Annotated in this window: 24 protein-coding genes; 12 read left to right on the top strand and 12 right to left on the bottom strand. The window is 68.3% G+C overall.

Going from position 1 to position 23,156, the window contains the following annotated elements; translation table 11 throughout:
- The 5 genes from EV644_RS01170 to EV644_RS01150 are packed head-to-tail and all read right to left on the bottom strand — an operon-like array spanning position 1 to position 5,343.
- Positions 1 to 1,128: a glycoside hydrolase family 15 protein gene (locus EV644_RS01170; protein WP_132187378.1), complete on the bottom strand. Its 1,128-nt coding sequence runs from the start codon at positions 1,126 to 1,128 to the stop codon at positions 1 to 3.
- Positions 1,125 to 2,375 (bottom strand): ABC transporter substrate-binding protein, encoded by a 1,251-nt coding sequence (locus tag EV644_RS01165; protein ID WP_132187379.1) that lies wholly within the window; start codon positions 2,373 to 2,375, stop codon positions 1,125 to 1,127. Before EV644_RS01165 ends, EV644_RS01170 begins: the two co-directional genes overlap by 4 nt.
- A gap of 28 nt (positions 2,376 to 2,403) precedes the next feature.
- Complete coding sequence (locus EV644_RS01160) at positions 2,404 to 3,264, bottom strand: carbohydrate ABC transporter permease (RefSeq protein ID WP_132187380.1); 861 nt, start codon at positions 3,262 to 3,264, stop codon at positions 2,404 to 2,406.
- Positions 3,257 to 4,138 (bottom strand): carbohydrate ABC transporter permease, encoded by an 882-nt coding sequence (locus tag EV644_RS01155; RefSeq protein WP_132187381.1) that lies wholly within the window; start codon positions 4,136 to 4,138, stop codon positions 3,257 to 3,259. The genes EV644_RS01160 and EV644_RS01155 overlap by 8 nt, the downstream gene beginning before the upstream one ends.
- Positions 4,135 to 5,343, bottom strand: a complete 1,209-nt coding sequence (locus EV644_RS01150; protein WP_132187382.1) for an ROK family transcriptional regulator — start codon at positions 5,341 to 5,343, stop codon at positions 4,135 to 4,137. The genes EV644_RS01155 and EV644_RS01150 overlap by 4 nt, the downstream gene beginning before the upstream one ends.
- A gap of 306 nt (positions 5,344 to 5,649) precedes the next feature.
- Between EV644_RS01150 and EV644_RS01145 the strand changes: the two genes are divergently transcribed.
- The gene (locus EV644_RS01145; RefSeq protein ID WP_132187383.1) at positions 5,650 to 5,934 is read left to right on the top strand and encodes a hypothetical protein; all 285 of its coding nucleotides are present in this window, start codon (positions 5,650 to 5,652) and stop codon (positions 5,932 to 5,934) included.
- Between the two features lie 86 nt (positions 5,935 to 6,020).
- The gene (locus EV644_RS01140; protein WP_132187384.1) at positions 6,021 to 7,190 is read left to right on the top strand and encodes an epoxide hydrolase family protein; all 1,170 of its coding nucleotides are present in this window, start codon (positions 6,021 to 6,023) and stop codon (positions 7,188 to 7,190) included.
- A gap of 13 nt (positions 7,191 to 7,203) precedes the next feature.
- Here the strand turns inward: EV644_RS01140 and EV644_RS01135 are convergent, their stop codons facing one another.
- Both EV644_RS01135 and EV644_RS01130 read right to left on the bottom strand, forming a co-directional pair.
- A complete protein-coding gene (locus EV644_RS01135) occupies positions 7,204 to 8,157 on the bottom strand; it encodes a quinone oxidoreductase family protein (protein ID WP_132187385.1) in 954 nt (317 codons plus the stop codon).
- A gap of 4 nt (positions 8,158 to 8,161) precedes the next feature.
- Positions 8,162 to 9,109 (bottom strand): NAD-dependent epimerase/dehydratase family protein, encoded by a 948-nt coding sequence (locus EV644_RS01130; RefSeq protein WP_132187386.1) that lies wholly within the window; start codon positions 9,107 to 9,109, stop codon positions 8,162 to 8,164.
- A 55-nt stretch (positions 9,110 to 9,164) separates the two neighbouring features.
- Between EV644_RS01130 and EV644_RS01125 the strand changes: the two genes are divergently transcribed.
- Entirely contained in the window at positions 9,165 to 9,791 is a 627-nt protein-coding gene (locus EV644_RS01125) for a DUF2461 domain-containing protein (protein WP_132187387.1), read from the top strand.
- 1 nt (position 9,792) lies between these two features.
- On the opposite strand, the gene EV644_RS01120 is transcribed toward EV644_RS01125, so the two are convergent.
- Positions 9,793 to 10,668 carry a Sco1979 family transcriptional regulator gene (locus tag EV644_RS01120; RefSeq protein WP_132187662.1) on the bottom strand — a complete coding sequence of 292 codons (876 nt, stop codon included), beginning with the start codon at positions 10,666 to 10,668 and terminating at the stop codon, positions 9,793 to 9,795.
- Positions 10,669 to 11,176: 508 nt separating this feature from the next.
- Between EV644_RS01120 and EV644_RS01115 the strand changes: the two genes are divergently transcribed.
- Entirely contained in the window at positions 11,177 to 11,368 is a 192-nt protein-coding gene (locus EV644_RS01115) for an SH3 domain-containing protein (RefSeq protein WP_132187388.1), read from the top strand.
- Positions 11,369 to 11,391: 23 nt separating this feature from the next.
- Positions 11,392 to 11,580: a hypothetical protein gene (locus tag EV644_RS01110; RefSeq protein WP_132187389.1), complete on the top strand. Its 189-nt coding sequence runs from the start codon at positions 11,392 to 11,394 to the stop codon at positions 11,578 to 11,580.
- Between the two features lie 312 nt (positions 11,581 to 11,892).
- On the opposite strand, the gene EV644_RS01105 is transcribed toward EV644_RS01110, so the two are convergent.
- Positions 11,893 to 12,126: a DUF397 domain-containing protein gene (locus EV644_RS01105; RefSeq protein ID WP_132187390.1), complete on the bottom strand. Its 234-nt coding sequence runs from the start codon at positions 12,124 to 12,126 to the stop codon at positions 11,893 to 11,895.
- A 572-nt stretch (positions 12,127 to 12,698) separates the two neighbouring features.
- Between EV644_RS01105 and EV644_RS01100 the strand changes: the two genes are divergently transcribed.
- From EV644_RS01100 to EV644_RS01085, 4 genes are all read left to right on the top strand, one after another.
- Positions 12,699 to 13,526 (top strand): SAM-dependent methyltransferase, encoded by an 828-nt coding sequence (locus tag EV644_RS01100; protein WP_132187391.1) that lies wholly within the window; start codon positions 12,699 to 12,701, stop codon positions 13,524 to 13,526.
- A gap of 87 nt (positions 13,527 to 13,613) precedes the next feature.
- Positions 13,614 to 14,834 (top strand): APC family permease, encoded by a 1,221-nt coding sequence (locus EV644_RS01095; RefSeq protein ID WP_132187392.1) that lies wholly within the window; start codon positions 13,614 to 13,616, stop codon positions 14,832 to 14,834.
- Positions 14,835 to 14,934: 100 nt separating this feature from the next.
- Complete coding sequence (locus EV644_RS01090; protein WP_132187393.1) at positions 14,935 to 15,780, top strand: SigB/SigF/SigG family RNA polymerase sigma factor; 846 nt, start codon at positions 14,935 to 14,937, stop codon at positions 15,778 to 15,780.
- Between the two features lie 162 nt (positions 15,781 to 15,942).
- A complete protein-coding gene (locus EV644_RS01085) occupies positions 15,943 to 16,740 on the top strand; it encodes a hypothetical protein (protein WP_241997861.1) in 798 nt (265 codons plus the stop codon).
- Between the two features lie 70 nt (positions 16,741 to 16,810).
- Here the strand turns inward: EV644_RS01085 and EV644_RS01080 are convergent, their stop codons facing one another.
- Positions 16,811 to 17,266, bottom strand: coding sequence for a carboxymuconolactone decarboxylase family protein (locus tag EV644_RS01080; RefSeq protein ID WP_132187395.1), 456 nt, complete (start codon positions 17,264 to 17,266; stop codon positions 16,811 to 16,813).
- A gap of 151 nt (positions 17,267 to 17,417) precedes the next feature.
- Here EV644_RS01080 and EV644_RS01075 point away from each other — a divergent pair, with 151 nt between their 5' ends.
- Entirely contained in the window at positions 17,418 to 18,311 is an 894-nt protein-coding gene (locus EV644_RS01075) for a LysR family transcriptional regulator (RefSeq protein WP_132187396.1), read from the top strand.
- Positions 18,312 to 18,358: 47 nt separating this feature from the next.
- Positions 18,359 to 19,492, top strand: a complete 1,134-nt coding sequence (locus EV644_RS01070; RefSeq protein WP_132187397.1) for an NAD(P)/FAD-dependent oxidoreductase — start codon at positions 18,359 to 18,361, stop codon at positions 19,490 to 19,492.
- 3 nt (positions 19,493 to 19,495) lie between these two features.
- Here EV644_RS01070 and EV644_RS01065 read toward each other — a convergent pair whose 3' ends face one another.
- Positions 19,496 to 20,347 (bottom strand): phosphotransferase, encoded by an 852-nt coding sequence (locus tag EV644_RS01065; RefSeq protein WP_132187398.1) that lies wholly within the window; start codon positions 20,345 to 20,347, stop codon positions 19,496 to 19,498.
- 715 nt (positions 20,348 to 21,062) lie between these two features.
- Here EV644_RS01065 and EV644_RS01055 point away from each other — a divergent pair.
- Positions 21,063 to 22,010: a TIGR03560 family F420-dependent LLM class oxidoreductase gene (locus EV644_RS01055; RefSeq protein WP_132187399.1), complete on the top strand. Its 948-nt coding sequence runs from the start codon at positions 21,063 to 21,065 to the stop codon at positions 22,008 to 22,010.
- A gap of 34 nt (positions 22,011 to 22,044) precedes the next feature.
- Here EV644_RS01055 and EV644_RS01050 read toward each other — a convergent pair whose 3' ends face one another.
- Positions 22,045 to 23,112: a sigma-70 family RNA polymerase sigma factor gene (locus tag EV644_RS01050; protein ID WP_241997862.1), complete on the bottom strand. Its 1,068-nt coding sequence runs from the start codon at positions 23,110 to 23,112 to the stop codon at positions 22,045 to 22,047.
- Positions 23,113 to 23,156 lie beyond the last annotated feature (44 nt).

Here is a 23,156-nt window from a genome sequence, read left to right as displayed (position 1 = left end):
TCAGTCAACCCTGTCGGTGATGCCGAGTTCGTCGGCGAGGATCAGGTACATGGCGTGGGACCAGAGCAACGGGCTCGCCACGGTTCCCCAGCGCGCGATCCACTCGTCGCGCGAGCCGGGGTGCAGCAGGTGGTGCGGGACCTGCTCGGGCAGGTCGCCCTGTTCGTCCGCCTGGGCGGCGATCCACCTCAGGTGGCGGAGTGCGCCCGACGTGTCGCCGGCCGCGGCCAGGTTCCACCCGAGCAACGCGGACAACAGGATCCACTGCCCACCGCCGTAGAACACGTCCGCGGTGAACCGATGCACCCCGCCGTCGACATCTAGATCCCGGGCCACTGCCGTGAGCGTCTCACTCGCGACGTCGGAGCCCCTGGCAACCAGCCCGAACGGAACGATGCATGAGGGCAACGACCCGTCCACCGCCGAATCGCCCAGCCACTTGGTCAAATGCGCGTCCTCGATGCCCTCCGCATCCACCAGGCGACGGATGCGCTCGGCAACCTCCAGCACGGGCGCCGAAGTATGCGGTGCGATCGCAACCAGTCCGCCGTAGATCGCCCCCAGGGTGGAGACGTGTCGATGCTCGACGTGCTCCTCCCACCAGTCGTAACAAGGCCTGTCCCAGAACGCGACCAGATAGTCCACCGCCACGTCGATCCCCGGCCGCCACCGCGACAGGTCCAGCCCGTACCGCGTTGCGTGGGTGACCACCGACCACAGCCACAGGCCGTACCCGTCGGTCTGGAAGTCCCACCACGGATCGGACCCGTCCTCGCCGGCGAAGGTGAACCTGGTCGGCAGCATCGCCTCGTTCGACGGCACTTCGCCCCGGCCGATCGCCGCGCGCAGGTCGTCCACCTGCGCGCGGCGGCGGCGCAGTACGCCGTCCACCCAGTCGTGGAACCGCCCGGCCGAGGTGACATCGCCGTACCGGGAGACACCTTCGGCCGTGAACGAGCCGTCCCGCAGCCAGGCATAGCCCCGGTACGCCGAGAACGTCGGCGCGGCGGGATACGCCCCGCCGGGATCCTGGTGCTCGGTGATGACTGCGTGGCTGCCCCGGGCCAGCTCGCGGAGGCGGGTCAGTTCGGTCAGGTCCGGAGCGGAGGTGATCAGCGGGTCGGTCACTTCTTGAGCAGGCCGTTCACCTTGGTCTGGGCATCGGCGAGGGCCTTCTCGACCGGCTTCCGGCCGGCGGCGGCGGACGTGAGCTCGGTGGTGACGAGGTCCTGCATCTCTTGCTGGCGCTCGATCACCGGCGGCAGCACAGTCTCCTCCAGCGCGGCGAAGACGGCCTCACGGTTGGCCGGCTTCGGCTGGTCCAGGTACGGCGCCAGCTTGGCTTCGTCGGCGACCGGCGGCAGCTCCCACGAGGTCGCCAGCCGGGTCTTGGTGGTCTCGTCGGAGGACGCCAGGAAGGTGACCCACTTCTGCGCAGCCTCGGCATTCTTCGACGCGGCCGAGACGACGAGTCCGTTGACGAACATCGCAGACGCCTTCTGGGTGTTGCCCGGCTCGACCGCGACGTCCCAGTCGAACGGCGCGTCGGCCATCCCGGCGAACATCCAGATGCCGGTGTGCCACATCGCGAGCTTGCCGGACTTGAACAGCTTGGAGTCGAAGTCCGGAGTGCCGGCGCCGTCGGCCTCGGTCGGCATCGTCTTGCCGACCTTGTCGATCAGGAACTTCGCCGCCTCGACGCCCTGCGGGGAGTTGAAGGTCGCCTCGGTCCGATCCGCGTTCAGGAACTCGCCGCCGTTCTGCGCGAGCACCTTGTAGAACTCGTTGTACGAGACGGGCTGGTAGTCACCCCAGACCTTGGCGCCCTTGTCGGTCAGCTTGGCGGCCGCGGCCTGCTCGTCCTTCCAGGTCCACTCGGCCGTCGGCTCCGCCACGCCCGCCTTCTTGAAGAGGGCCTTGTTGTAGAAGAGCACCACGTTGGAGAACGACTCCGGTACGCCGTACTGCTTGCCGTCGGAGGTGAACGCGTCGTACAGGGACTTCTTGTACGCGGCCGAGTCGACGTCCTCGAGCTCGGCGAGCGAGCCGTTCTTCGCGTACGTCACGAAGTTCTCGTAGTTCAGCTCGAAGGCGTCGGCCGCGGTGCCACCAGCGACAGCGGTCTGCAACTTCGTGAAGTAGTTGGCGTACGGCACCGTCTCGACCTGGACGGTGATGTTCGGGTTGGCGGTCTGGAAGGCGTTGACGATCGCCGTCAGGTCCTTCTCGTGGCCGTCGTTGCTGGAGAAGTTCATGTAGCGCACGACGGACTTGCCTTCCGGCGCCGCGACCTCCTTGGTTGCCGAGCCCTGCCCGCAGGCCGTCAGTGCGAGCGCGGCGGTCACGCCGATCGCTCCGAACTTGAGTAGACGCATGATTGTTCCCCTCACTTGATGCCGGGCCTTACTTGATTCCTGTATGGGCCACACCGGCGATGATGTGGCGCTGCGCGAGCAGGTAGACGATGGCGATGGGCACGATCGAGACGACAGAGCCCGCCATCACGACGTCCCACTGGGTGGTGAACTGGCCCTGCAGAGTGGACAGACCCAGCGGAAGCGTCATGAACTCCGGCGACCGGATCACGACGAGTGGCCAGAGGAAGCTGTTCCAGCTGCCCATGAAGGCGAACACCGCGACAGTCGCGAGCGCCGGCCGGATCAGTGGCAGCACGATGGTGGTGAAGATGCGCAGGTGCCCCGCGCCGTCGATGGTGGCCGCCTCGTCCAGTTCCAGCGGTACGGCGGTGACGGCCTGCCGGAGCAGGAACACCCCGAACGCGGAGGCGATCGTCGGCGCCAGGAGGGCGAAGTACGTGTCCTGCAGGTTCAGCGTCTTCATCTCGATGAACAGCGGGACGACGAGCACCTGCAGCGGCACCATCAGGGTGGCCAGGTAGAACCCGAACACCACGTTCTTCAACGGGAAGTGCAACCGCGCGAACCCGTACGCCGCCATCGACCCGGTGACGAGCTGGAACGCGGTCGAGGCGACGGCGACCCCGAGCGAGTTCAGGACGATCCGCCAGATCGGCAGCGCGTCCACCAGCGTCCGGTAGGCGCCGAGCGTCGGGTTGTCGACGATCAGCGTCGGGCCGTCGGCCAACGATCCCTCGGGGGTGATCGAGGTGATCACCGTCCACAGAAACGGGAAGAGCATGATCGCGGCGCCCACCAGCACAGCGGCGTACAGGGCGAGCCTGGCGGGCAGCGACCGGGTTTCAGGACCGCTGTACTGCGTTCTCCGGCGCCGGCTGTCATGCATAGTGCACCCACCGGCGCTGGCCGCGGATCTGGACCACGGTGATGACGAGGATCAGTGCGAACAGGATCCAGGAGAGCGCGGATGCCTCACCTGCACGGCCGTAGCGGAAGGTCAGGTCGTAGATCTGCCCGACCACCACCTGGCTCGACCCGGCCGGGCCGCCGGCGGTCATCACGTAGACCTGGTCGAACACCTGGAACCCGTTGATCAACGAGATCACCACGACGAAGAAGGTCGAGGGTGACAACAGCGGCAGGGTGACCCGCCAGAACCGCTGCCACGCGTTCGATCCGTCCACCTTGGCCGCTTCGTACAGGTCGCCCGGGATGGACTGCAGGCCGGCGAGCAGGATCACCATGACGAAGCCGAGGTCCTTCCAGGCCGACGACAGGATCACCGCCGGCAGCGCCCAGTGCGGGTCGGTCCACCAGCCCGGCTCCGGCAGCCCGATGGCCCCGAGCACCTGGTTGACCAGACCGTTCGTTGGATTGAGCAACCACTTCCAGACGAGCGCGACCACCACCCAGCTGGTCACCACCGGGAGGAAGTACGTCGCCCGCAGGAACGCGCGTCCTTTGAGCCTCTGGTTCAGCGCCAGCGCGAGAGCCAGCCCACCGGCGTACACGATCGGCAGGTAGCCGACCACGTAGATCAGGGTGTGCAGGAAGACGCGCCGCGTCATCGGGTCGGTGAGCAGGTTCGAGTAGTTGCTCAGCCCCACCCATTCCATCGGGGAGATCAGGTTCCACCTGTGCAGGCTCACCCAGAGCGAGGAGATCATCGGGACCAGCGTGAAGACGAACAGCGGGATCGCGCTCGGCAGCAGGAAGAACAGCACCCAGCCGAGGTTCCGCCACCTCGCGGGTCGGCTCATCTGGCGCCGAGCTTGGCCCGGACCAGACGGCTCTGCTCGCCGCCGTTCCCGGCGGAGTCGAACGGGGACGACAGCACCAGCGATGCGGCCCCGCGGGCCCACTGGTCCTCCGTCCACGGCTCCACCACGACCGGTACCTCCTTGCGGGCCGGTAGCAACGATCGCCGGAACGACGGCTCGAACCCGGTCTGCCAGAACTCCCATCCGTCTACCCCCTCACCCATCAGGACGACCACCTCGGGGTCGACCGTGTGGATCACGCCGGCCAGCGCCCGTCCGAGCATCGCGCCGGCCTCTGCGAAGATCTGCTGTGCCTTGCCGTCCCCGGTCATTGCTGCGTGCAACAAGGTGGAAAGGGTGCCGCGACGGCCGATCACCGCACGGTCCCGGCCGGTCCGGACCAGTCCGGCGGCGCCGATGTAGGCCTCCAGACAGCCCGTCGAACCGCAGGTGCAGGGCGGCTCGTCGCCGTCGGGGTGCCAGCTCGGGATGTGCCCGATCTCGCCGGCGCCGCCGTTCGCGCCGCGGTAGATGCCGCCGTCCACGACGATGCCGCAGCCGATACCACGCCCGATCGTGACCACCAGGTACGCCGAGTGGTCCCGCCCGATCCCGTACAGCCGTTCGGCGGCGGCCAGGGTGTTGACGTCGTTGTCGACCAGAACCGGGGTCCCGATCGCCGCGCGCAGGGCCGGTCCGACCGGAGCCGCCTGCCAGCCGAGCGTGGGGGCGTCGACGATGCCGGACGCCTGCGAGTCGACCGAGCCCGGTACGCCGACGCCGACCCCGAGCAGGCGATCGTCGAGCCCGGCGATCTCCTTGGCCAGGATCCGGCTCAACCGGCCGATCGCGTCCTCGGCGGTCGGGTCGTACTCGTGCTCCACCGACGACCGCACCGTGCCGTCCAGCTCGACGGTGACGACGGCGACATGGTCTGCGGTCACCTTGGCGCCGAGTGCGACACCCGCGTCGGTGACGAGGCCGAGCAGCCGGGCCGGCCGGCCACCCTTCGACGGCACGGACTCGAGTTCCTCGACCAGGCCCCGAGCGATCAGGTCCTTGGTGACCTGGGTGACGGTGGCCGGGCTGAGGCCGAGCGCGCGAGCGATCTCGGTCCGCGAGGTCGGGCCCTGGGTGCCCAGCAACCCGACGATTCCCGACGGCACCAGATCGCCGCGGGGGATCGGACCTGGGGAGTTGACCACGGGCACGCTCCTCGGAGACTTACTTCGGCACTAAATTTAGTAGAAAAGTAAGCCCCGTCGCAGTCGCTGTCAAGAGTCGGCCGGCAGGTCGGCGTCGTGGCACGGTGATGCCACTGTCACCAACGGTCGTGGGGTCTGAGACGAGCGTCACGCGGAAGTATGTCCTGAGTAAGGACTGTGTGAAGAATCGCTGCTGACGGCTCTGTGGATGTGGCCCGGAGGGCTGAGAACCGTAGGTTCGGAGAGGTGTCAGTCGAAGTCAGGAGTGAGCGGAGTGCAACGGGGCAGTCGGGTCATGCCGTCGGCATGCCCGCGGAAACCGGCGTCGGCGTGACGACGGTCAACAAGATTCTCGCGGTCGCGGGAGTGGTTCTGCTGCTGGGCGGTCTGACGCTCGGCTTCCGGTCGATCGCGGCCGTGGGGACGAACTGCGGTTCGGTGTTCCAGCCGGCCGCCGGTATCACCCCGATGGCGTGTGACGGCCGGCTGAACAGCTCGTCCACCATCGTGACGCTGGTCATGGTCGCTGGCGCCCTCTGCCTGGCGACCGCTCTCGCCATCAAGGTCCTCCGCGACCGCGTCCGGGTCTGACCGCGACGAGGCCACCCGGGGGAGCCGGACGCGGTCAGGAGGAAATTGCCTGCAGCGGGCGACGACTCTGGGGCAAGGTAGTCGCGATGACCATCGAACCGTTTCGTCTCGACATTCCCCAGCCCGAGCTCGACGATCTGCACGCCAGGCTAGAACGGGTGCGGTGGCCGGACGAGTTGCCCGGAGTCGGGTGGAGCTACGGCGTTCCGCGCGACTACCTGAAGGAGCTCGTGGCGTACTGGCGGGACGAGTACGACTGGCGGGCGGAAGAAGCGAAGCTCAACGACTGGCCCCAGTTCACCACCACGATCGACGGCGCGACGGTGCACTTCGCGCACCTGCGATCGCCCGAGCCGGACGCCACCCCGCTGCTCATCAGCCACGGCTGGCCCGGGTCGATCGTGGAGTTCCAGCAGGTCTCCGGGCCACTGTCGAACCCGCGCGCGTACGGCGGCGACCCGGCGGACGCGTTCCACCTCGTGATCCCGAGCATCCCGGGCTTCGGCCTGTCCGGGCCCACGCGGGAGACCGGCTGGGAGCTCTTGCGAGTCGCCCGAGCCTTCGCCGAGCTGATGGATCGCCTCGGCTACGACCGGTACGGCGTACAGGGTGGTGATTGGGGCGCGGGGATCCTGCGGGAGCTCGGGCGGATCCACCCCGAGCGCGTCGTCGGAGTACACCTGAATCTGATTCCCGGGGCCGGAGCGACAGCGGAGCCGACGGAGGACGAGCTGGCGCCGCTGGAACCATCCGAACGCGAGCGCACGATCGCGTCGTGGCAGCGCTACCAGGCGTGGGTCAAGGACCGCCAGGGGTACGCCGAGCTGCAGATGACCCGACCGCAGACGTTGTCCTACGCGTTGACGGACTCCCCGGTCGGGCAGCTGGCCTGGATCGTGGAGAAGTTCAAGGAGTGGACGGAATCCGCCGGGCGGCCGGAGGATGCGGTCGACCGCGACCAGATGCTCACCAACGTGATGCTCTACTGGCTGACCGGGACCGCGGGATCCGCCGCGCGGATCTACTACGAACGCGCGCACGCGGACTACTGGGGCAAGCCGATCGAGCCCTCCACCACCCCGACCGCGCTCGCCGACTTCGCCCACGACAACTTCATCCCGCTCCGCCACATCGTCGACCGCACGAACAACATCACCCGCTGGACCTCGTACCCACACGGCGGCCACTTCCCCGCGATGGAGGTCCCCGACGTCCTCGTCGAAGACATCCGCGCCTTCTTCCGGACGCTGCGCTGAACGTTGCGCTGACTCACGGGCGCAGGACGAGCTTGCCGGTGGTCCGCCGGGCGAGCAGGTCCTCGTGCGCCTTTCGCGCGTCGGCCAGCGCGTACTCCGCTCCTACGAGTGGCCGGAGTACGCCGGTCGCGGTCAGTTCCAGGAGCTCGGTCAACGGCTCGCGGTAGGCGCCGGGGAGCTCGAGTGCCGGCCGGAGCCAGAAGCCGCCCACCATCTTGTTGCCGTCGGCAAGTGCACTGGGGTCGAGCTGGGGCCGGTGCTCGTGCCTTCCGGCGTTGCCATAACTGATCAATCGGCCGAACCCGGCCAACACCCCCAGCGCAGCCTCGACCGCCGGGCCACCAGTGGACTCCAGTACTACGTCCACCGGGCGTCCCTCGTTGGCGGCAAGGACTCGCTCGCGATAGCCCTGGACATCACTGTCGACGGCGGCATCGGCACCGAGGCTGATTGCGAGGTCGCGCTTCGCCGGGGTGGACGCAGCCGCGATCACCCGGGCCGCGCCGAAGTGCCGCGCCAGTTGCACCGCGAGGGATCCCACGCCACCCGCGGCAGCGTTGACCAGGACCGACTCGCCGGGCAGCAGGCGCGCGCTGCTCCGGAGTACGTGCCAGGCAGTCAGTCCCTGGACGAGCAACGCCAGCGCCTCACCGTCACCCACCTGCTCCGGTACCTCGACCGCGTCGGCCGCGGAGATCACCGCGGCTTCGGCGTACCCGCCGCCCTCGAAGATCGGCGCGAGCACCCGGCGGCCGTCCGGAGTACGGCCCACGACCTCGGTGCCTGGGATGAACGGGAGCTTCGGAGTGGCCCGGTAGGTGCCGTCGGTGCGGTGCGTGTCCGCATAGTTGACGCCGGCCGCCGCGACCTCGACCAGGAGCTGGTCTGCTGACGCTACGGGAGCCGGGACCTCGCTCAGGACGAGCACCTCGGGACCGCCGAACCGGCTGACTTGAATGGCGCGCATGCTTTCAGGCGACCTTGAGCTTGCCGTTGTCCAGCAGCCAGGCGATCGCCTCGAGCGTGGTGCTCAGGGCCGAGTGGCCAGGGCGGAAGCCGAGCAAGCGGGACGCCTTCTCCATCGAGCAGTGAGGGCTGTGGGCGATGTGGTCGCGGGTGGTCTGGGCGTCCTGTTCGGACACGGTCTTCGTCCACTCCTCCCAGGGGAGGAACATCAGCCGGGGTTCGCGGCCGAACCACCGCGCCACGCCCTCGGCGTACCCGCGAAGCGTCAGCGCGCCGTCGGCGACGGCGTGGAAGCTCTCGCCGATCGCGACGGACCGGTTCGCCATCGCGGCCAGGAAGACGCCGGCCACGTCGGCGGCATGCACGTGCTGGACGGTCTCGAGCCCGAGGTTGGGCAGCGCCAGTTCGTTGCCTTGCGCAAGCGTCTCGAAGACGGCGAGGTCGAGGTGACCGGCAGGGTTGACGGGCGCCCAGCCGGGTCCGCTGATGTGTCCCGGGTGGATCACGGTCGCGGGCAGGCCGTCGAGGTTCAGCAGGTAGCGCTCGATCGCGGCCTTGGCGATGCCGTACTCGCCGAACGGCGTCCGGGGCGCGTCCTCGCGAGTCGGTACGGAGGCACTCGGGCCGTGCACCCAGATCGTGCCGCAGTGCAGGAAGTGCTGCACCTCGCCGCGCAGCGCCTCGCCCAGTTGCCGGGCGCTGTCCTCGGTGAAGCAGATCAGGTCGATCACCACATCCGCCCGCAGGTCGCGGATCCGCGCGCCGAACGTGCCGGCCGCATCCTCGGCCGCCCGGTCCACGGTCTGCAGCTCGACCTGCCGCCAGGCCGAGCTCGCCCGGTACGGCGATCGCTGCCCCCGGCTGAGGACGACCACCTCGTGGCCCGCCTGCACGAGCTCCGGAACCAGATAGCTGCCGATATGACCGGTACCGCCGATGACGACTGTGCGCATGCCCACCACCCTAGGCCGGGAGATTCCGCCTGCCTCGGCGAACTATCGTGACGGCATGAGCTTCACCGGTTTCCCGACGGCCGCCCTGGACTTCTACGACGACCTGGAGATGGACAACACCAAGACGTTCTGGACGGCGCACAAGCAGGTGTACGAGGAGTCGGTCCGCGCGCCGATGGCAGCGCTGCTCGCGGAGCTCGAGGAGGAGTTCGGCACGGCCAAGATGTTCCGCCCGTACCGCGACGTCCGCTTCGCCAAGGACAAGACGCCGTACAAGACCCACCAGGGCGCGTTCATCGACCTCGGTCCCTCGACCGGCTGGTACGTCCAGATCTCCGCACCCGGGGTGCGCGTCGGCGCCGGCTTCTACGAGGCGCCGTCCGACCGGCTGGCGCGGATCCGTACGGCGATCGACGACGAGCGGCGGGGTTCCGAGCTGGAGAAGCTGCTCGCGGATCTGCAGACGGACGGCTGGACGCTCGGCGGCGACAAGCTGAAGACGACACCGCGCGGGTACGACGCCGAGCATCCGCGGATCGACCTGCTCCGGCACAAGTCGATGACGCTGGGCCGGTCCTACGGCTTCGAGCCGATCATCCACTCGCACGACCTGGTCGACCAGGTCCGCCGTGACTGGCGCGCCACCGGGCCGTTCCTGGACTGGATCGCCGCCAACGCCTGAGTCAGTTGTCGTCGAAGTCGTGCAGGATGCCGGCGAGGATGTCGCGGGTCTTGCCCGGCGGGGGAGCGGCGACGCAGAGCGCCTCCATGGTGGCCGTGTACTGGTCCAGGTCCTCGAGCTTGTCCAGGTAGAGCGCGCTGGTCAGGTGCTCGATGTAGACGATGTCCGGCAGGTCCTGCTCCGGGAAACGCAGGATGCTGTAAGCGCCACCAGTGGCCGCGTGGCCGCCGGAGTTGAACGGCATCACCTGCAGCGTCACGTGCGGGATGTGCGTCGCCTCGATCAGCGCCTCGAGCTGGACCCGCATCGCCTTGACGCCGCCGATCGGCCGGCGCAGCACCGACTCGTCCACCACGGCCCAGAGACGGACCGGGTTCGGCCGGGTCAGCACCTCCTGGCGGCTGACCCGCAGGGACACGCGGCGCTCGACCTCTTCGGCCGGGATCAGCCCGCGGCCGAGCTGGACGACGGCTCGCACGTACTCCTGGGTCTGCAAGAGGCCGGGCACGAACTGCAGCTCATAGGTACGGATGAGCTGGGCAGCGGCCTCGAGGCCGAGGTAGGAGTGGAACCAGCTGGGCAGCACGTCGCCGAAGCGGTGCCACCAGCCGGGGTTGTTCGCGTCGCGCGCGAGCGCCATCAAGCGGTCGCGCTCTTCCCCGTCGTCCAGTCCGTACAGCGTCAGGAGGTCGCGGACGTCGCGTTCCTTGAACCCGACCCGGCCAAGCTCCATCCGGCTGACCTTGGACTCCGAAGAGCGGATCTCCCACCCCGCGTCCGACCGGGTGATCCCGGCGGCCTCACGCATCCGCCGCAGGTGCGCTCCGAGGATGATGCGAAGCGCGGTCGGCCCGCTTTGCGCGCCCGACTCCGTCACACTCACCTCCGACGCCCCAGTTCCAACCCAACGGCAGGTCTGCCCAACCGACCAAATCATCGCACGTCCGGCCCGCGATCTGTCGAAGTTCTTACATACGTATCCCATTTCCTGTCCAATCGGCACGCCCGGCTGGCATCGATACCAGCGCGCCCGGCCCTTTCGTGACTGTGTGCGACGACCTGATCGGCGCACTTCGGCCGGCCGGGGCCGCGCGGCCGGATGTCTCGGATGCGGAAATCGCTTCCCGGTCAGCTGGATCCGCAGGTTCGAGACTCAGATCGGCGGTCTCGGCAGGCTCAGAGGCTGTCCCAATGGTCACAACTCAAAAACGTGCGGATGCACGTGCATCGGGCGCTTGCATTCGTATCGTGCGACCGCCATGATTGGTTCATGCACAGAAGGTGAGCTGGATCTCGCAAAAAGTGACAACGCGTGATGCAGCAGGCCGGTCCACAGATCCGTCGGCGCAGTACCGCCGGCACGACTGGTTGGGGAACCCGAGTCGATGAGCAACCACGACACCGAGCGCGCCGAGTACGCCGCCGACACGACCGGCGAGCGTGCCCCCGACGAGTTGACCGAACGGGAGATCCAAGACCTGGTGGCGCGCTGCCCCGAGCAGCAGCGCTGGGCCTTCGAAGGCTGGCTTCGCGGCGTCCGTCACCTCGACGGGGATCCGATCGTGAGCCTGGGATGAACACCGACCGAGGAGGCCGAAAAATGGTGCGGATCTGGTTGGGTGACCACCTGATCGCCGAGTACGTCGCGGAGCCGGACAGGGCGTCGCGCTATCAGCGGGTGATGACGCCCAAGTTCACCGGTCTGCGCATCACCGTGGACAGCGCCGCCGCCGCGAACGCGGCCTCGGAGCTTCCCAGCGAACAACTCTGGCCGCTCACGGTCCAGTGATGTCCGCGCGGCTCGTAGCAGTAGAGCCAGCGCGGTAACAGGTACTGCACTTGAACCAGCAGGAGAACGAGCCCTGCGACTAGTGATGCCCTGCTAGTTCCAAGGATCGCGGCGCGGACGCCAGGGAAAGCCTCGCGTCGCGGAGCGCAGTACCGGTCAAAGGCCGGCCTTCTAGCGGAAGGCCGGCCTTGGTCGTTCCCGGGTGGTTGTCGTGCCCGGTCTGTCGCGGCCCCGACGTTGAGAGACCTGGACGCGAAGAGGCCCCTTCACCACTCGCCTGGTGAAGGGGCCTCTTGCTTTCCGGAGATATCTCTAGGCGAGGTCGTCGAACTCCCCGTCGTGAACGCCGCCGAGGAATGCCTCGATCTCGGCCTTGGTGAAGACCAGCGCCGGTCCGTCCGTGTGACGCGAGTTCCGCATCGCCACACCGCCACCGGGAAGCTTCGCTACCTCTACGCAGTTGCCGTTCGGGCCACTCCGCTGACTCTTCCGCCAGGTCAGCTCGCTCATCGAGTCGCCGGGCATGCCGTTGTAGACAGCAGTCATCAGCTGCACCTTCCGTACGTCTTTGGCATATGCACGTGCATTTGGGCTTGCATTTGCATCGTACACGTTTGGAGCCCAGCTGTGCGATCCATTACGAAACGTGCTGATGGACCGCTCGGCCCCGGCGTGGCGGTCGCTGTCGGTGACAAAACGCGGAGAAAGCCGGGTCCGCGGACGCTCGAGAGAGGCGAGCAGTACCTCGACCGCCGGCCCCGGGTGGTGCGGTCGGGCGGCCGGGTGCGGAGGCCTGATCGAGAGGTGCCGGCGCACCTGGTCGACAGACTGCAAGGGGCTGGGTGAAGAGATGCCGGAGCGGGCGGCGAAGAGGTGAGAAAAGAACCTTGCCGAGTGCCCGGAGAACTCGGAACAGGTCACGACCGGAACTGAATCGGTTATGTCAGGACCTTCGGGCGTACCTCCGGAACCCCTTGCGTAGTTGAGAGATCAGGCACCCGGCAAGGCTTTGTCAAATCTCTGCCAGGACGCTCCCGCGAACGCCTGACCAGGGTTTCACTGGTATTCGAGTGCACTACGATGACGGCAACGATTCCCTACACACAAAGGCTGCGCCGATGGCGACTCCCGACGGCCCGGATGCTCCTCCGGCGTTCGACACTTCCCAACCGACCATCGCCCGGGTCTACGACGCACTGCTCGGTGGCAAGGACAACTTCGCCGCCGACCGCGAGGGTGCGGCGACCTATCTGAAGTACGTCCCGGACGCCGGTCGCTGCGCGATCGAGAACCGGGAGGCCCTCGTCAAGGGTGTGCGGTACTTGGTGCGAACTGCGGGGATCGACCAGTTCCTGGACATCGGCAGCGGGCTGCCGACGCAGAAGAACACCCACCAGGCCGCTCAGGAGATCAACCCTGAGGCCAAGGTGGCCTACGTCGACAACGACCCGATCGTGCTCGCGCACGGCCGCGCGTTGCTGGCGACCAACAACAGCACCATCGTCGTCACGGCGGACCTGCGCGAGCCGCAGGGCATCCTCGGCAACGAGGAGGTCCGCGCGCTCCTGGACTTCAGCCGTCCGATCGCGCTGATGATCGTCGGCATCCACATGCACTTCAACGACGAGGAGAAGCCGGACGAGTGGGTCCGGACGATCATGAACGAGCTGGCGCCGGGCAGCTACCTGTTCATCACCGACTTCGTCGACACCGGTGAGCCGCTGCAGAAGGCGATGGAGCAGGCCGGCCTGGAGAGCCTGGGCAACGGCTGGATCCGGACCCCGGAGCGGATCGAGCAGCATTTCCTCGGTCTGCCGATCATTCCCCCGGGCGTGGACTTCCTGGCCCGCTGGTTCCCGGAGGACCCGGAAGGCGATGTGCCCGACGCCGACGACCTGCAGCCGTACCAGCGCATCCTGATGGCAGGGATCGCCAAGAAGAGCTGACCCCCTGCCAGCACGGTGAAGAGCGCGCGACCCTCCGGGGACGCGCGCTTTTCGTTGTCCTCGTGATCCACTGCTCCCGTGGTGGAGATGCGCAGGCAGCTGGGGTTGAGGGACGCGGTCGTCGTCGGGTTGGGGTCGATGATCGGCGCGGGGGTGTTCGCCGCCTTCACGCCGGCCGCCGAGGCGGCCGGGTCGGGTTTGCTGATCGGTCTGGCGGTGGCCGCGGTAGTTGCCTACTGCAACGCGACCTCGTCGGCGCGGCTGGCCGCGCGGTACCCGGCATCGGGCGGCACCTATGTCTACGGCCGCGAGCGGCTCGGGCCGTTCTGGGGGTACCTGGCCGGCTGCGCGTTCGTGGTCGGCAAGACCGCCTCGTGCGCGGCGATGGCTCTGACGGTCGGCTCCTATCTCTGGCCTGACCAGGCGCATGCCGTCGCTGTCGCGGCGGTCGTTGCCCTGACCGCACTCAACTACTTCGGGATCCAGAAGGCGGCCTGGCTCACCAGGATCATTGTCGCCGTCGTCCTGCTGGTCCTGGCCGTGGTCGTGGTCGTCTGCTTGACCTCTGAGAGTGCAGACCCCGGTCGACTCGAGATCGGTGGCGACGCGACGTACCGAGGTGTGCTCCAGGCGGCCGGGCTGCTGTTCTTCGCCTTCGCCGGCTATGCCCGGATCGCCACGTTGGGCGAGGAGGTCCGCGATCCCGGCCGCACGATCCCGCGAGCCGTGCCGCTCGCGCTGGCGATCACCCTGATCACGTACGTCGCGGTGGCCGTCGCGTTGCTGGTGGTTCTCGGGCCCGAGCGGCTCGCGGCGACTCCTGACGCGGTGGCGGCCGCGGTTCAGGCAGCGGGTGCGCCGGAATTGGTGCCGGTGGCAAGGATCGGCGCGGCCGTGGCGGCGCTGGGTTCCCTGCTCGCACTGATCCTCGGGGTTTCGCGGACGACGCTGGCCATGGCGCGTGACCGGCACTTGCCGACGGCGCTTGCCGAGATCCACCCGAAGTACCACGTCCCGCATCGTGCGGAGCTTGCGGTCGGGGCGGTAGTCGCAGTACTGGCTGCGCTGGTGGATGTCCGTCAGGCGATCGGGTTCTCTTCTTTCGGAGTGCTCTTCTACTACGCGATCGCCAACCTGTCTGCGGCGACCCTTCGCCCGGATGAGGGGCGGCCGCCGCGCGCAGTACCGGCGGTTGGGCTGGTGGGGTGTTTGACACTGGCGTTCGCCCTGCCGTGGTCATCAGTTTTCGCCGGTGGGGCGGTTCTGCTGCTGGGGACGGTTCTCTATGGGGTACGCCACAGACAGTGACGATGCATGGACCAGCTCGATCGGGGTACGGGCGTAGTCAGGTATTTGACCGTGGTCCAGAGATGTGCCACGCCGTGACTATGCGTCGCGAGGTCAATCCATGCACTCCACCATCAGCACCGTTCTTTTCCACTCCAGCACCGAGCCCGTGCCGACGCAGTGTTCCTCTGCCGAGGAACGGGCCGCCAGGGAATCGGCCACCATTGAACTGCTGGAGCGCAGGGAAGCCAGCACCGACGAGTTCGAGCGGCAGGAGCTTCTCGAGGCCGTCATCGAGCTGAACATCGAGATCGCCCGGGGCATCGCCCGCCGGTTCCGCGGCCGGGGCGCCGAGGCGGAGGATCTCGAGCAGGTCGCCTACCTCGGTCTGGTCAAGGCGGCCCACCACTACCGGCTGGATGCGGACACACCGTTCATCGGGTTCGCCATCCCGACCATCCGCGGCGAGGTGAAGCGGTACTTCCGCGACTGCGCCTGGACCGTCCGGATCCCGCGCCGGCTGCAGGAGATGCAGGGCACGATCGCCGCCAAGATCCCCGTGCTGGAGCAACAGCTGAACCGCGAACCCACTCCGGCCGAGATCGCCGAGCACCTGGGTGTCGAGGCCGGCGAGGTGGAGCAGGCGATGGCGGCCAAGGGCTGTTTCAACGTGCTGTCGCTGGATCGCCCGTCCGACGTGGACGCCGATCTCACGCTGGCCGACGTGGTGGCCGACGAGAACGACAGGTCGGTCGATCAGTTGGAGACCGTCGACATGCTCCAGCCGGTGCTGGAGGACCTGGGCCCGCGGGAGCGCCGGATCCTGCAGTTGCGCTTCATCGAGGGCTGGACCCAGTCGGAGATCGGCAAAGACATCGGTGTCAGCCAGATGCAGGTGTCCCGGGTGCTGCGCCGCATCCTCGACGAGCTTCGCGACAAGCTGTCCCCGATGCCGGCCGTTGCCTGAAACTGCCTGACCTAGCTTGACGGTGCTCGAGCGGGCTCCGCCGTGGCCGAGGGCAACTGAACAAATCATCCGTCGCGGTGGTGCCGGACCGCGCCGGATGCGGGCAGAATGAGAAGTCTCAGTAGCGATCGACCACGGAGACTGGACGTTTTGCCCTTCAGGATGATCAGGACGCTGCCGGCGGACGCGGCGACCATCGTGCGGGCCTACCCACCGATGGTGGTCTGCTTCGCCGCGGCCCTGGCGCTCACGGCGCTGGTCTTCGACGTGTTCTACCTGGTCGCGAGCCCGGGGCTGGTGTTGGCGGCGGTCTACACGATCCCGGTGCTGGCCGGGCTGATCGCCGGCCTGGTGGCCGCCGCCGACGACCTGGAGCTGGAACGCCGCGTGCTGGTCCGGACGATCGTCGCGACCGTTGCCGTCGGCATCACCAATGTGATGGTGGTGGCGATGGTCTCGGCGATGCGCCGGACCGGGCCGTCGGACTGGGGGGCCGGCGGCCGGGCGATCCTGTTCGCCGGCTGCACGGTACTGTCCGTCGCCATCACGATCGTTGCCACCAGCAACCTCATTCGCAGCCTCGGGCTCGACCTCAAGACCAAGCTGCCGAAGAAGAAGACGAAGGTGTATGTGCCGCCGCCCGCGCTGGCCCGGCCGAAGCCGCGGGTGAGCAAGGAAGCCGCCGCTCGCGCCAAGCCGGTACAGGTCGAGCAGGTGGAAGAGCCGGAGTACGACGAAGCGGCGCTGGGTCGCCGCGCGGAGCCGGTGCCGGCTCTCACTCCGCCTGCCTACCTACCGCCGCCGCCACCGCCGATCGACCTCGACGAGGCCCGGCCGGTCACGCCGTGGGCCGAAGGCACCGGGTACGCCGACCGCCGCGCTGCCCGCGCCGCCCGCCGCATCCCCACCGTTCCCCCGTCGCGCCGCCCGTACCGCCACGGCCGCCGCGGCGAACGCTGAGCCCACCGGGTGCCGCGGCGAACGCTGAGCCCACCGGGCGCGGCCGGAGTCGGTCGCGCCCGGCCGGCTGTCAGCCCCAGTCGCCGGCGAGCTGGCGAGTGGTCGCGTTGAGGCGGTTGAACAAGTTGGTGACCGCGATCATCAAGGTGATGCCCGCCAGTTCCTTCTCGTCGTAGTGCTTGGCCGCCTCCGCCCAGATCTCGTCCGGTACGGCGTCCGTCCGGTCGGCGAGGCGGGTGGCCGCCTCGGTCAGCGCGAGGGCGGCGCGCTCGGCGTCATCGAAGTACGGGGTCTCGCGCCAGGCTGCCACCGTCGCGAGCCGTTCGTCGGTTTCGCCGGCCTTGCGGGCGTTGCGGGCGCCGGAGTCGACGCAGGCGCTGCAGCCGTTGATCTGGCTGGCCCGCAGATGCACGAGTTCGAGCGTGGTCTGCCGGACCCCGCTCGAGTACGTCACCTTGAACAGGTTCTGGATCGGCTGCATGGCGTCCGGGAGGACCATCGCCGGGTTCTTCATCCTTGCTTGCATGGCTGTTCGCGCTCCTTGGCTAGGGATGAGCATTGGATCGGAAGGGCCCTTCCGGACAGCTCCCAGCCTGCTGACAAAGGACGGTGGGGATCAACCGCTGATCCCGTACCATCCGATAACCCGGAGCTAATCGTTCGAAGGGAACCGCCCCTTGGAGCTGCGCGACATCGAGATCTTCCTGACCCTGGCCGAGGAACTGCACTTCGGCCGGACCGCCGCGCGGCTGCACGTGTCGCAGGCCCGGATCAGTCAGTCGATCAAGCAGCAGGAGCGGCGGATCGGCGGCGCGCTGTTCGAGCGCTCGAGCCGGACGGTGCGGCTGACGCCGGTCGGGGAGCAGTTGCGCGGCGACCTGCTGCCGATCTACCACGGCCTCAAGCAGTCGGTGCAGCGCGCGCGGGACGCGGCCCGCGGCGTGACCGACGTACTCCGGATCGGGATGATCCCCAGCAACACCTACGACCTGCGGCCGTTCTGGGACACGTTTCGCAAGCGGCATCCACAGTGGGGATTGCGGGTCCGGCACAACCAGTTCATGGACCCCTTCGGCCCCTTGCGCCGCGGCCAGATCGACCTGCTGGTCAGCTGGTTGCCGGTGGAGGAGCGGGATCTGACGGTGGGGCCGATGATCTTCTGCGAGCCGCGGGTGCTGGCGGTCGCATCCGACCACGTCCTGGCCGAGAGCGACACGGTGTCGTGGGAGGTGCTGGGAGATTTCGGGTCGCTGGGTGCCGTCGAGCCGGCGCCGGACTACTGGGAGGACGCGTTCACGCCGTTCTACACGCCCAGCGGCAGGCCGGTGGAGCGACAGCGGACGATCGCCACGCTCGACGACCTCTACACCCTGATCAGCACCGGCGAAGGGGTGAACTCCCTCGGCCGGCACGTGATCCGCTACCACCCGCGGCCCGACGTCGTGTACCTGCCGTACCACGACGCTCCGCTGCTGCGGTGGGGGCTGGTCTGGCGGAGTGAGTCCGACAGCCCGCTCATCCGTGCCTTCCTCGAGGTCGTCCGCTACCTCGGCACCCCTGAGCTCAGCTGATCGCGGGTTGGCGGTCGGGGGCAGGCTGGAGGGGTACGTTTCGGTTGATGGTGGGAGGGCCTGTGGACTGGGATCTGGTGGTGGTCGGGGCCGGGCCTGCTGGTGCGGCGGCGGCGCTGGGTGCGCTGGCTGCCGAGCCCGGGCTGTCGGTGCTGCTGCTCGATCGCCAGGACTTCCCGCGAGACAAGGCGTGTGGGGATGGGATCGCGCCGCACGTGTTCGATCTGCTGGCCGAGGTCGGGGTCACCGGACTGGTCGACGACCGTACTCCGGTTCGCCGGCTGGCACTGCGCCGTGGTGAGCTCGCGGTCGACCGGTTGATGGAGCGGCCGGCGTGGGTGGTTCCCCGGACGATCTTCGACCAGCGGCTCGTCGAGGCAGCCCAGGCGGCCGGTGCGGAACTCCGCCGGCACCGCGTTCGCGCCCTCGACGTACGGCGCTCGGCTGTGCGGGTGGACGACCTGTTCGAGGCGCGGGTGGTGGTCGGCGCGGATGGCGCGCATTCAGTGGTACGGCGGACGCTGGGGCTTCCGGTGGGACCTACGGCGCTCGCGCTGAGGGGTTACGCGCCGACGTCTCCGGGCCGTTCCGCCCGGCAGGTGATCGTGTTCGGGATCGCGCGGCAGCCGTCGTACGCGTGGTCGTTCGATCGGGGTGATGGGCTCTCGAACGTGGGGTATGGGGAGCAGTTGCTGGCCGGACGTCCTCGTCCGACGCGGGCCGAACTGCTCGACCGGCTGGAGGAGTTGCTGCCAGGTGCCGGGGCCGGGGGAGCCGAATGGCGAGGACATCATCTGCCGCTGTCGAGTTGGTCCTGGCGGCCTGCGGATGGGCGGGTGCTGCTCGCGGGCGATGCTGCTGGGCTGATCAATCCGATGACTGGTGAGGGGATCTATTACGCCGTTGCCACGGGATTGCTCGCTGGGCGGGCCGCCGCGGCTGCTGCTCGGCGGGACGACGGCGGCGCGGGTTCGGAGTACAGGCGATCGACGGCTCGGTTGCTTGGTCGGCATCTGCGGCACACCGCGTTGACGGCGCGTCTGACCCGGTCCGGGCGGGTCCTCGACGCGGGTATCAGGGCATCGGCGGCCGATCAGCGCGTCTTCGACGATCTGGTCGAGCTGGGGCTCGCGGCCGGGCGGATCACGCCGGCCATGCTTCGGGGGCTGGTGACGAGGTAGCCGTTAGCCGAGGATCGTGGTGATGGCTTCCTGGGACCACTCGTCGAACAGGCGCCAGCGGTTGTCCGGGAAGAGCGTGTACTGCGCTTCGACCGCCCAGTGCAGCCGGAGGAACCAGAAGATCCCGACGATCGCCGGGTCGACGAAGTCGCGCGGATCGATGCCCTGATCGACCAGCAGCAGGACCAGGTCGACGTCGGCAGGAGCGAGCACCGGACGCTGCCAGTCGATGACGCGGTAGCCGTCAGAGGTGATGAAGACCTGGTCGGCTTTCAGGTCGCCGTGGATGACCTGGGGAGTCGCGGTGAGTGCGTTCAGAACCTCGTCACCTGCCGCCCACGCTCGAACTCTGCGCACACTCTCGTGGTTCGTCAGCGTGAAGCGTCCGTCCGCCAGCAGCTTCTCGTGCCGTTCGAGCACCTCGTCGACGAGGTCCGACCAGGTCTGTTCGTCTCCGATCGTGAGGTAGGTCGGCAGCTGCCCGCCGATCTCGCCGATCTGGGTCACCAGGCGACGTCCGTGCTCGACGAGTTCGGTCGGTTCCAGCTCCAGGTCAGCCAGCAGTGGGGCGTCGATCCACTCGATCGTCATCGACCGGGACGCGTCCAGCCCGCCGAGGTCCTGGTGGTCGGGCAGCAGCTTCGACGAGGCTGCCTGGTAGAACTCCGGCTCCACGGTCGGCGGGAGTTGCGCTTTGTAGACGAGCTTGCTGCCATCGGCGAGCAGCACCCGCTGGACACACGACAGCGGCCACACGTGGATGGTCTCGCGCTCCTCGATCGGAGCACCCAGCGCCTCGGCGAGCTCGTCGTCGGTGTGCAGGGCGATGTCGCTGAAGGCAGGGTGTCTTTCCACCTCGCAGACTCTTCCGGACCGCCGCCTGAACCACAACACCTCTGCAGCCTGGTCCTGTGAGGGTTGGTGGCGGAGTCAGTACTGCGGAGGCGGCGTGGGAGGTCCGCCGGGAGAAGTACGTCGGGTGGCTCGAGGACGGCCGCGGGAACGTTGCTACTGGCAACTGATGCCGACTAGTTCGTCAGGCTCTGAGGGCGGTGCGTTGGGTTGGCGTCAGGCGGTTGGGGCTGGCGTCGACTGTGTAGGCGGCGGTGCCGGCGGGGCGGAGTACGAGGGGGTCGGTGAAGTTTTTGTAGGTGTGGGCTGTCTTGAGGGCGGCGGTGACGCGGTCGGTTGGCCAGTCGAGGGCAGTTGCCAACTGGGGTGCGGTGAGTGGGCGAGCTGCGTGGAAGAGGCGGCCAGGACGTGTCGGGGTCGAGATCGGCGACTCCTGGCGACACCTCGAGACGATCGGGTTGGTCGGAGTGTGGGCGGTGGCGGGCCTTCTCGTCGCTCCGGTCGTACTGCGCCGGATGGCTCGGCGGGAGTCGGGGTCGAGCGTGCCGGCCGCCGGTAGAAGGCGCTCCAGCGGACCGGGTGAGCGCGCGGTTTCGGGGTGTGCGGCTTTGGTGGAGCGAGCGGTTCAGGGTGGGCGGTTGTGTGTGGAGCGATTCCTTTCGGCGTGGTGCGTGGTCTATCCGATCACGCGACCACTCACGTTGGAAGGACTCCCGTCATGTCACTCAAGTACAGCCTGTTCCTGCCGACCGGCTTCGGCCAGGACCTGGCCGGGTTCACCGATCCGGGGGAGGCGTACGACCTGTTGCTCGAGCTGGTGGCGGCCGCCGAGCAGAGCGGGCTCGATGCCGTCTGGATGCCGGACCACCTCCAGACCGTGCCACCCTCGCAGGCCTACCTGTTCGAGTCCTGGTCGTTGCTGTCGGCAATCGCCGCGCGGACCGACCGGATCCGGATCGGCCAGTTGGTCAGCGGGAACGGGTACCGCAACCCCGCGCTGCAGGCGAAGATGGCGTCCACTGTGGACGTCCTCTCCAACGGACGGCTGACCTTCGGCATCGGCGCGGGCTGGTACCAGCGCGACTACGACGCCTACGGGTATGAGTTCCTGCCCGCGCCCGAGCGGTTGCGGCAACTGGGCGAGGCGATCCAGGTCATCCAGTCGCTGTGGACGAACGACGTCACCAACTTCGACGGGAACTACTACCACCTGGTCGACGCGGTCAACCAGCCGCGGGGGATCCAGCAGCCGCGGATCCCGCTGATGGTCGCCGGTGGTGGCGAGAAGGTCACGCTGAAACTCGTCGCCAAGTACGCGGACCTCTGCAACGTGATGGAGTCACCAGCCGGCGCCGAACGCAAGTTCGGCATCCTGCGGGACCACTGCGCGACGGTCGGCCGGGAGTACGACGAGATCCGGCGCACGGTGACCACGCACTGCTTCATCACCGACACCGACGAGGAGGCCCGGGCCGCGTTGTCCCCGGGGATGGGGCTGTTCTATCCGGGCGACTTCGGGTCGTACCTCCTGTACGGAACGCTCGACACCGTGCGCGAACGCATCCACGCGTACCAGGCGGCCGGAGTACAGGAGTTGATCGTCGGGTTCCATCAGTCGACCGATCCGGAGGCGATCAGGCGGTTCGCGAAGGAGTTCGTCAGCTGAGTAAGGCGGTTCGTCGGCTGAGCGAGGCAGTTCGTCAGTCGACAGACGCGGGCAGGCCCAGGAGAGCGAAGTGCTCGGGGCCGACGAACGAGGTGACCCCGCAGATCTTGTCGCCGCGCAGGTTCAGCACGGTGATCGCCCAGCCGAAGTGCTCGGCGTCCGGGGCAGTACCGAGGTAGCAGGCGACCGCGGGCTGGCCGTTCGCCGTGGTCGTCCGGTTGCGCCAGCTCGGGCACCTGGTCAGCGGGACCTCGACAGCGAAGTCCATTGCCGCCTTGATCCCGCTGTACCAGTGGCCCATAGGAGGCATCGCCCAGGTGACGTCCTCGGTGAGCAGTGCGACCAAAGCGTCGGCGTCCCCGCGTTCGAGGGCGGTGGAGTACTGCGTGACGATCTCCTCCAGCCGCGCGTTGCCGATCTCGCGGATCGTCTGCTGCTGGGTGACCGCCGGGATCTTCTCGTCGACCAGCTTGCGGGCCCGCTGCAGCGCGCTGTTCACCGACGCCGTCGAGGTGTCCATCATGGTGGCGATCTCGGCGGCGCTGAACCCGAGCACCTCGAACAGCAGCAGGGCCGCGCGCTGGTTACCCGGCAGATGCTGCAGCGCGGCGACGAACGCTAGCTCGACCGCCTCACGCTGCTCGTAGCGAGCCACCGGGCCGCCGGCGAGGTCGCCGGCGGAGTACGGGCCGAGCCAGGCGATCTCGGTCAGCGGGGGATCTTCGAGGATCGCACGGTCGCTCGACGGGCTCAGGTCCATCGGCAGCGCGCGGCGGCCGCGGCTCTCGACCAGATCCAGGCAGGTGCGGGTGGCGACGGTGTAGAGCCAGGAGCGCAGGGTGCTGCGGCCCTCGAAGCGGGCCAGGCCGCGCCATGCGCGCAGCAGGGCGTCCTGCAGAGCGTCGTCGGCGTCGTAGGACGAGCCGAGCATCCGGTAGCAGTGGGCGTGCAACTCGCGCCGCAGCGGCTCCACCAGCCGCGTGAACGCAGCGTCGTCGCCCGCCCGGGCCGCGGCGAGATCCGCCTGCGCGGTGAGGTCTTCCTGCGCGGCGGGGTCGGGCTGTGCGGCGAGGTCGGTCTGCGGCAAAGAATGTTCGCTCACACCGATGAGTCTGCCTCATCCCGGGAGTCCTACTTGCGAACCAG

Origin of the sequence: Kribbella orskensis (assembly GCF_004342085.1) — a bacterium.
GTDB lineage: Bacteria > Actinomycetota > Actinomycetes > Propionibacteriales > Kribbellaceae > Kribbella > Kribbella orskensis.
Note: the sequence above shows the minus strand (reverse complement) of the source record. Positions and strands in the feature narration are given on the sequence as shown.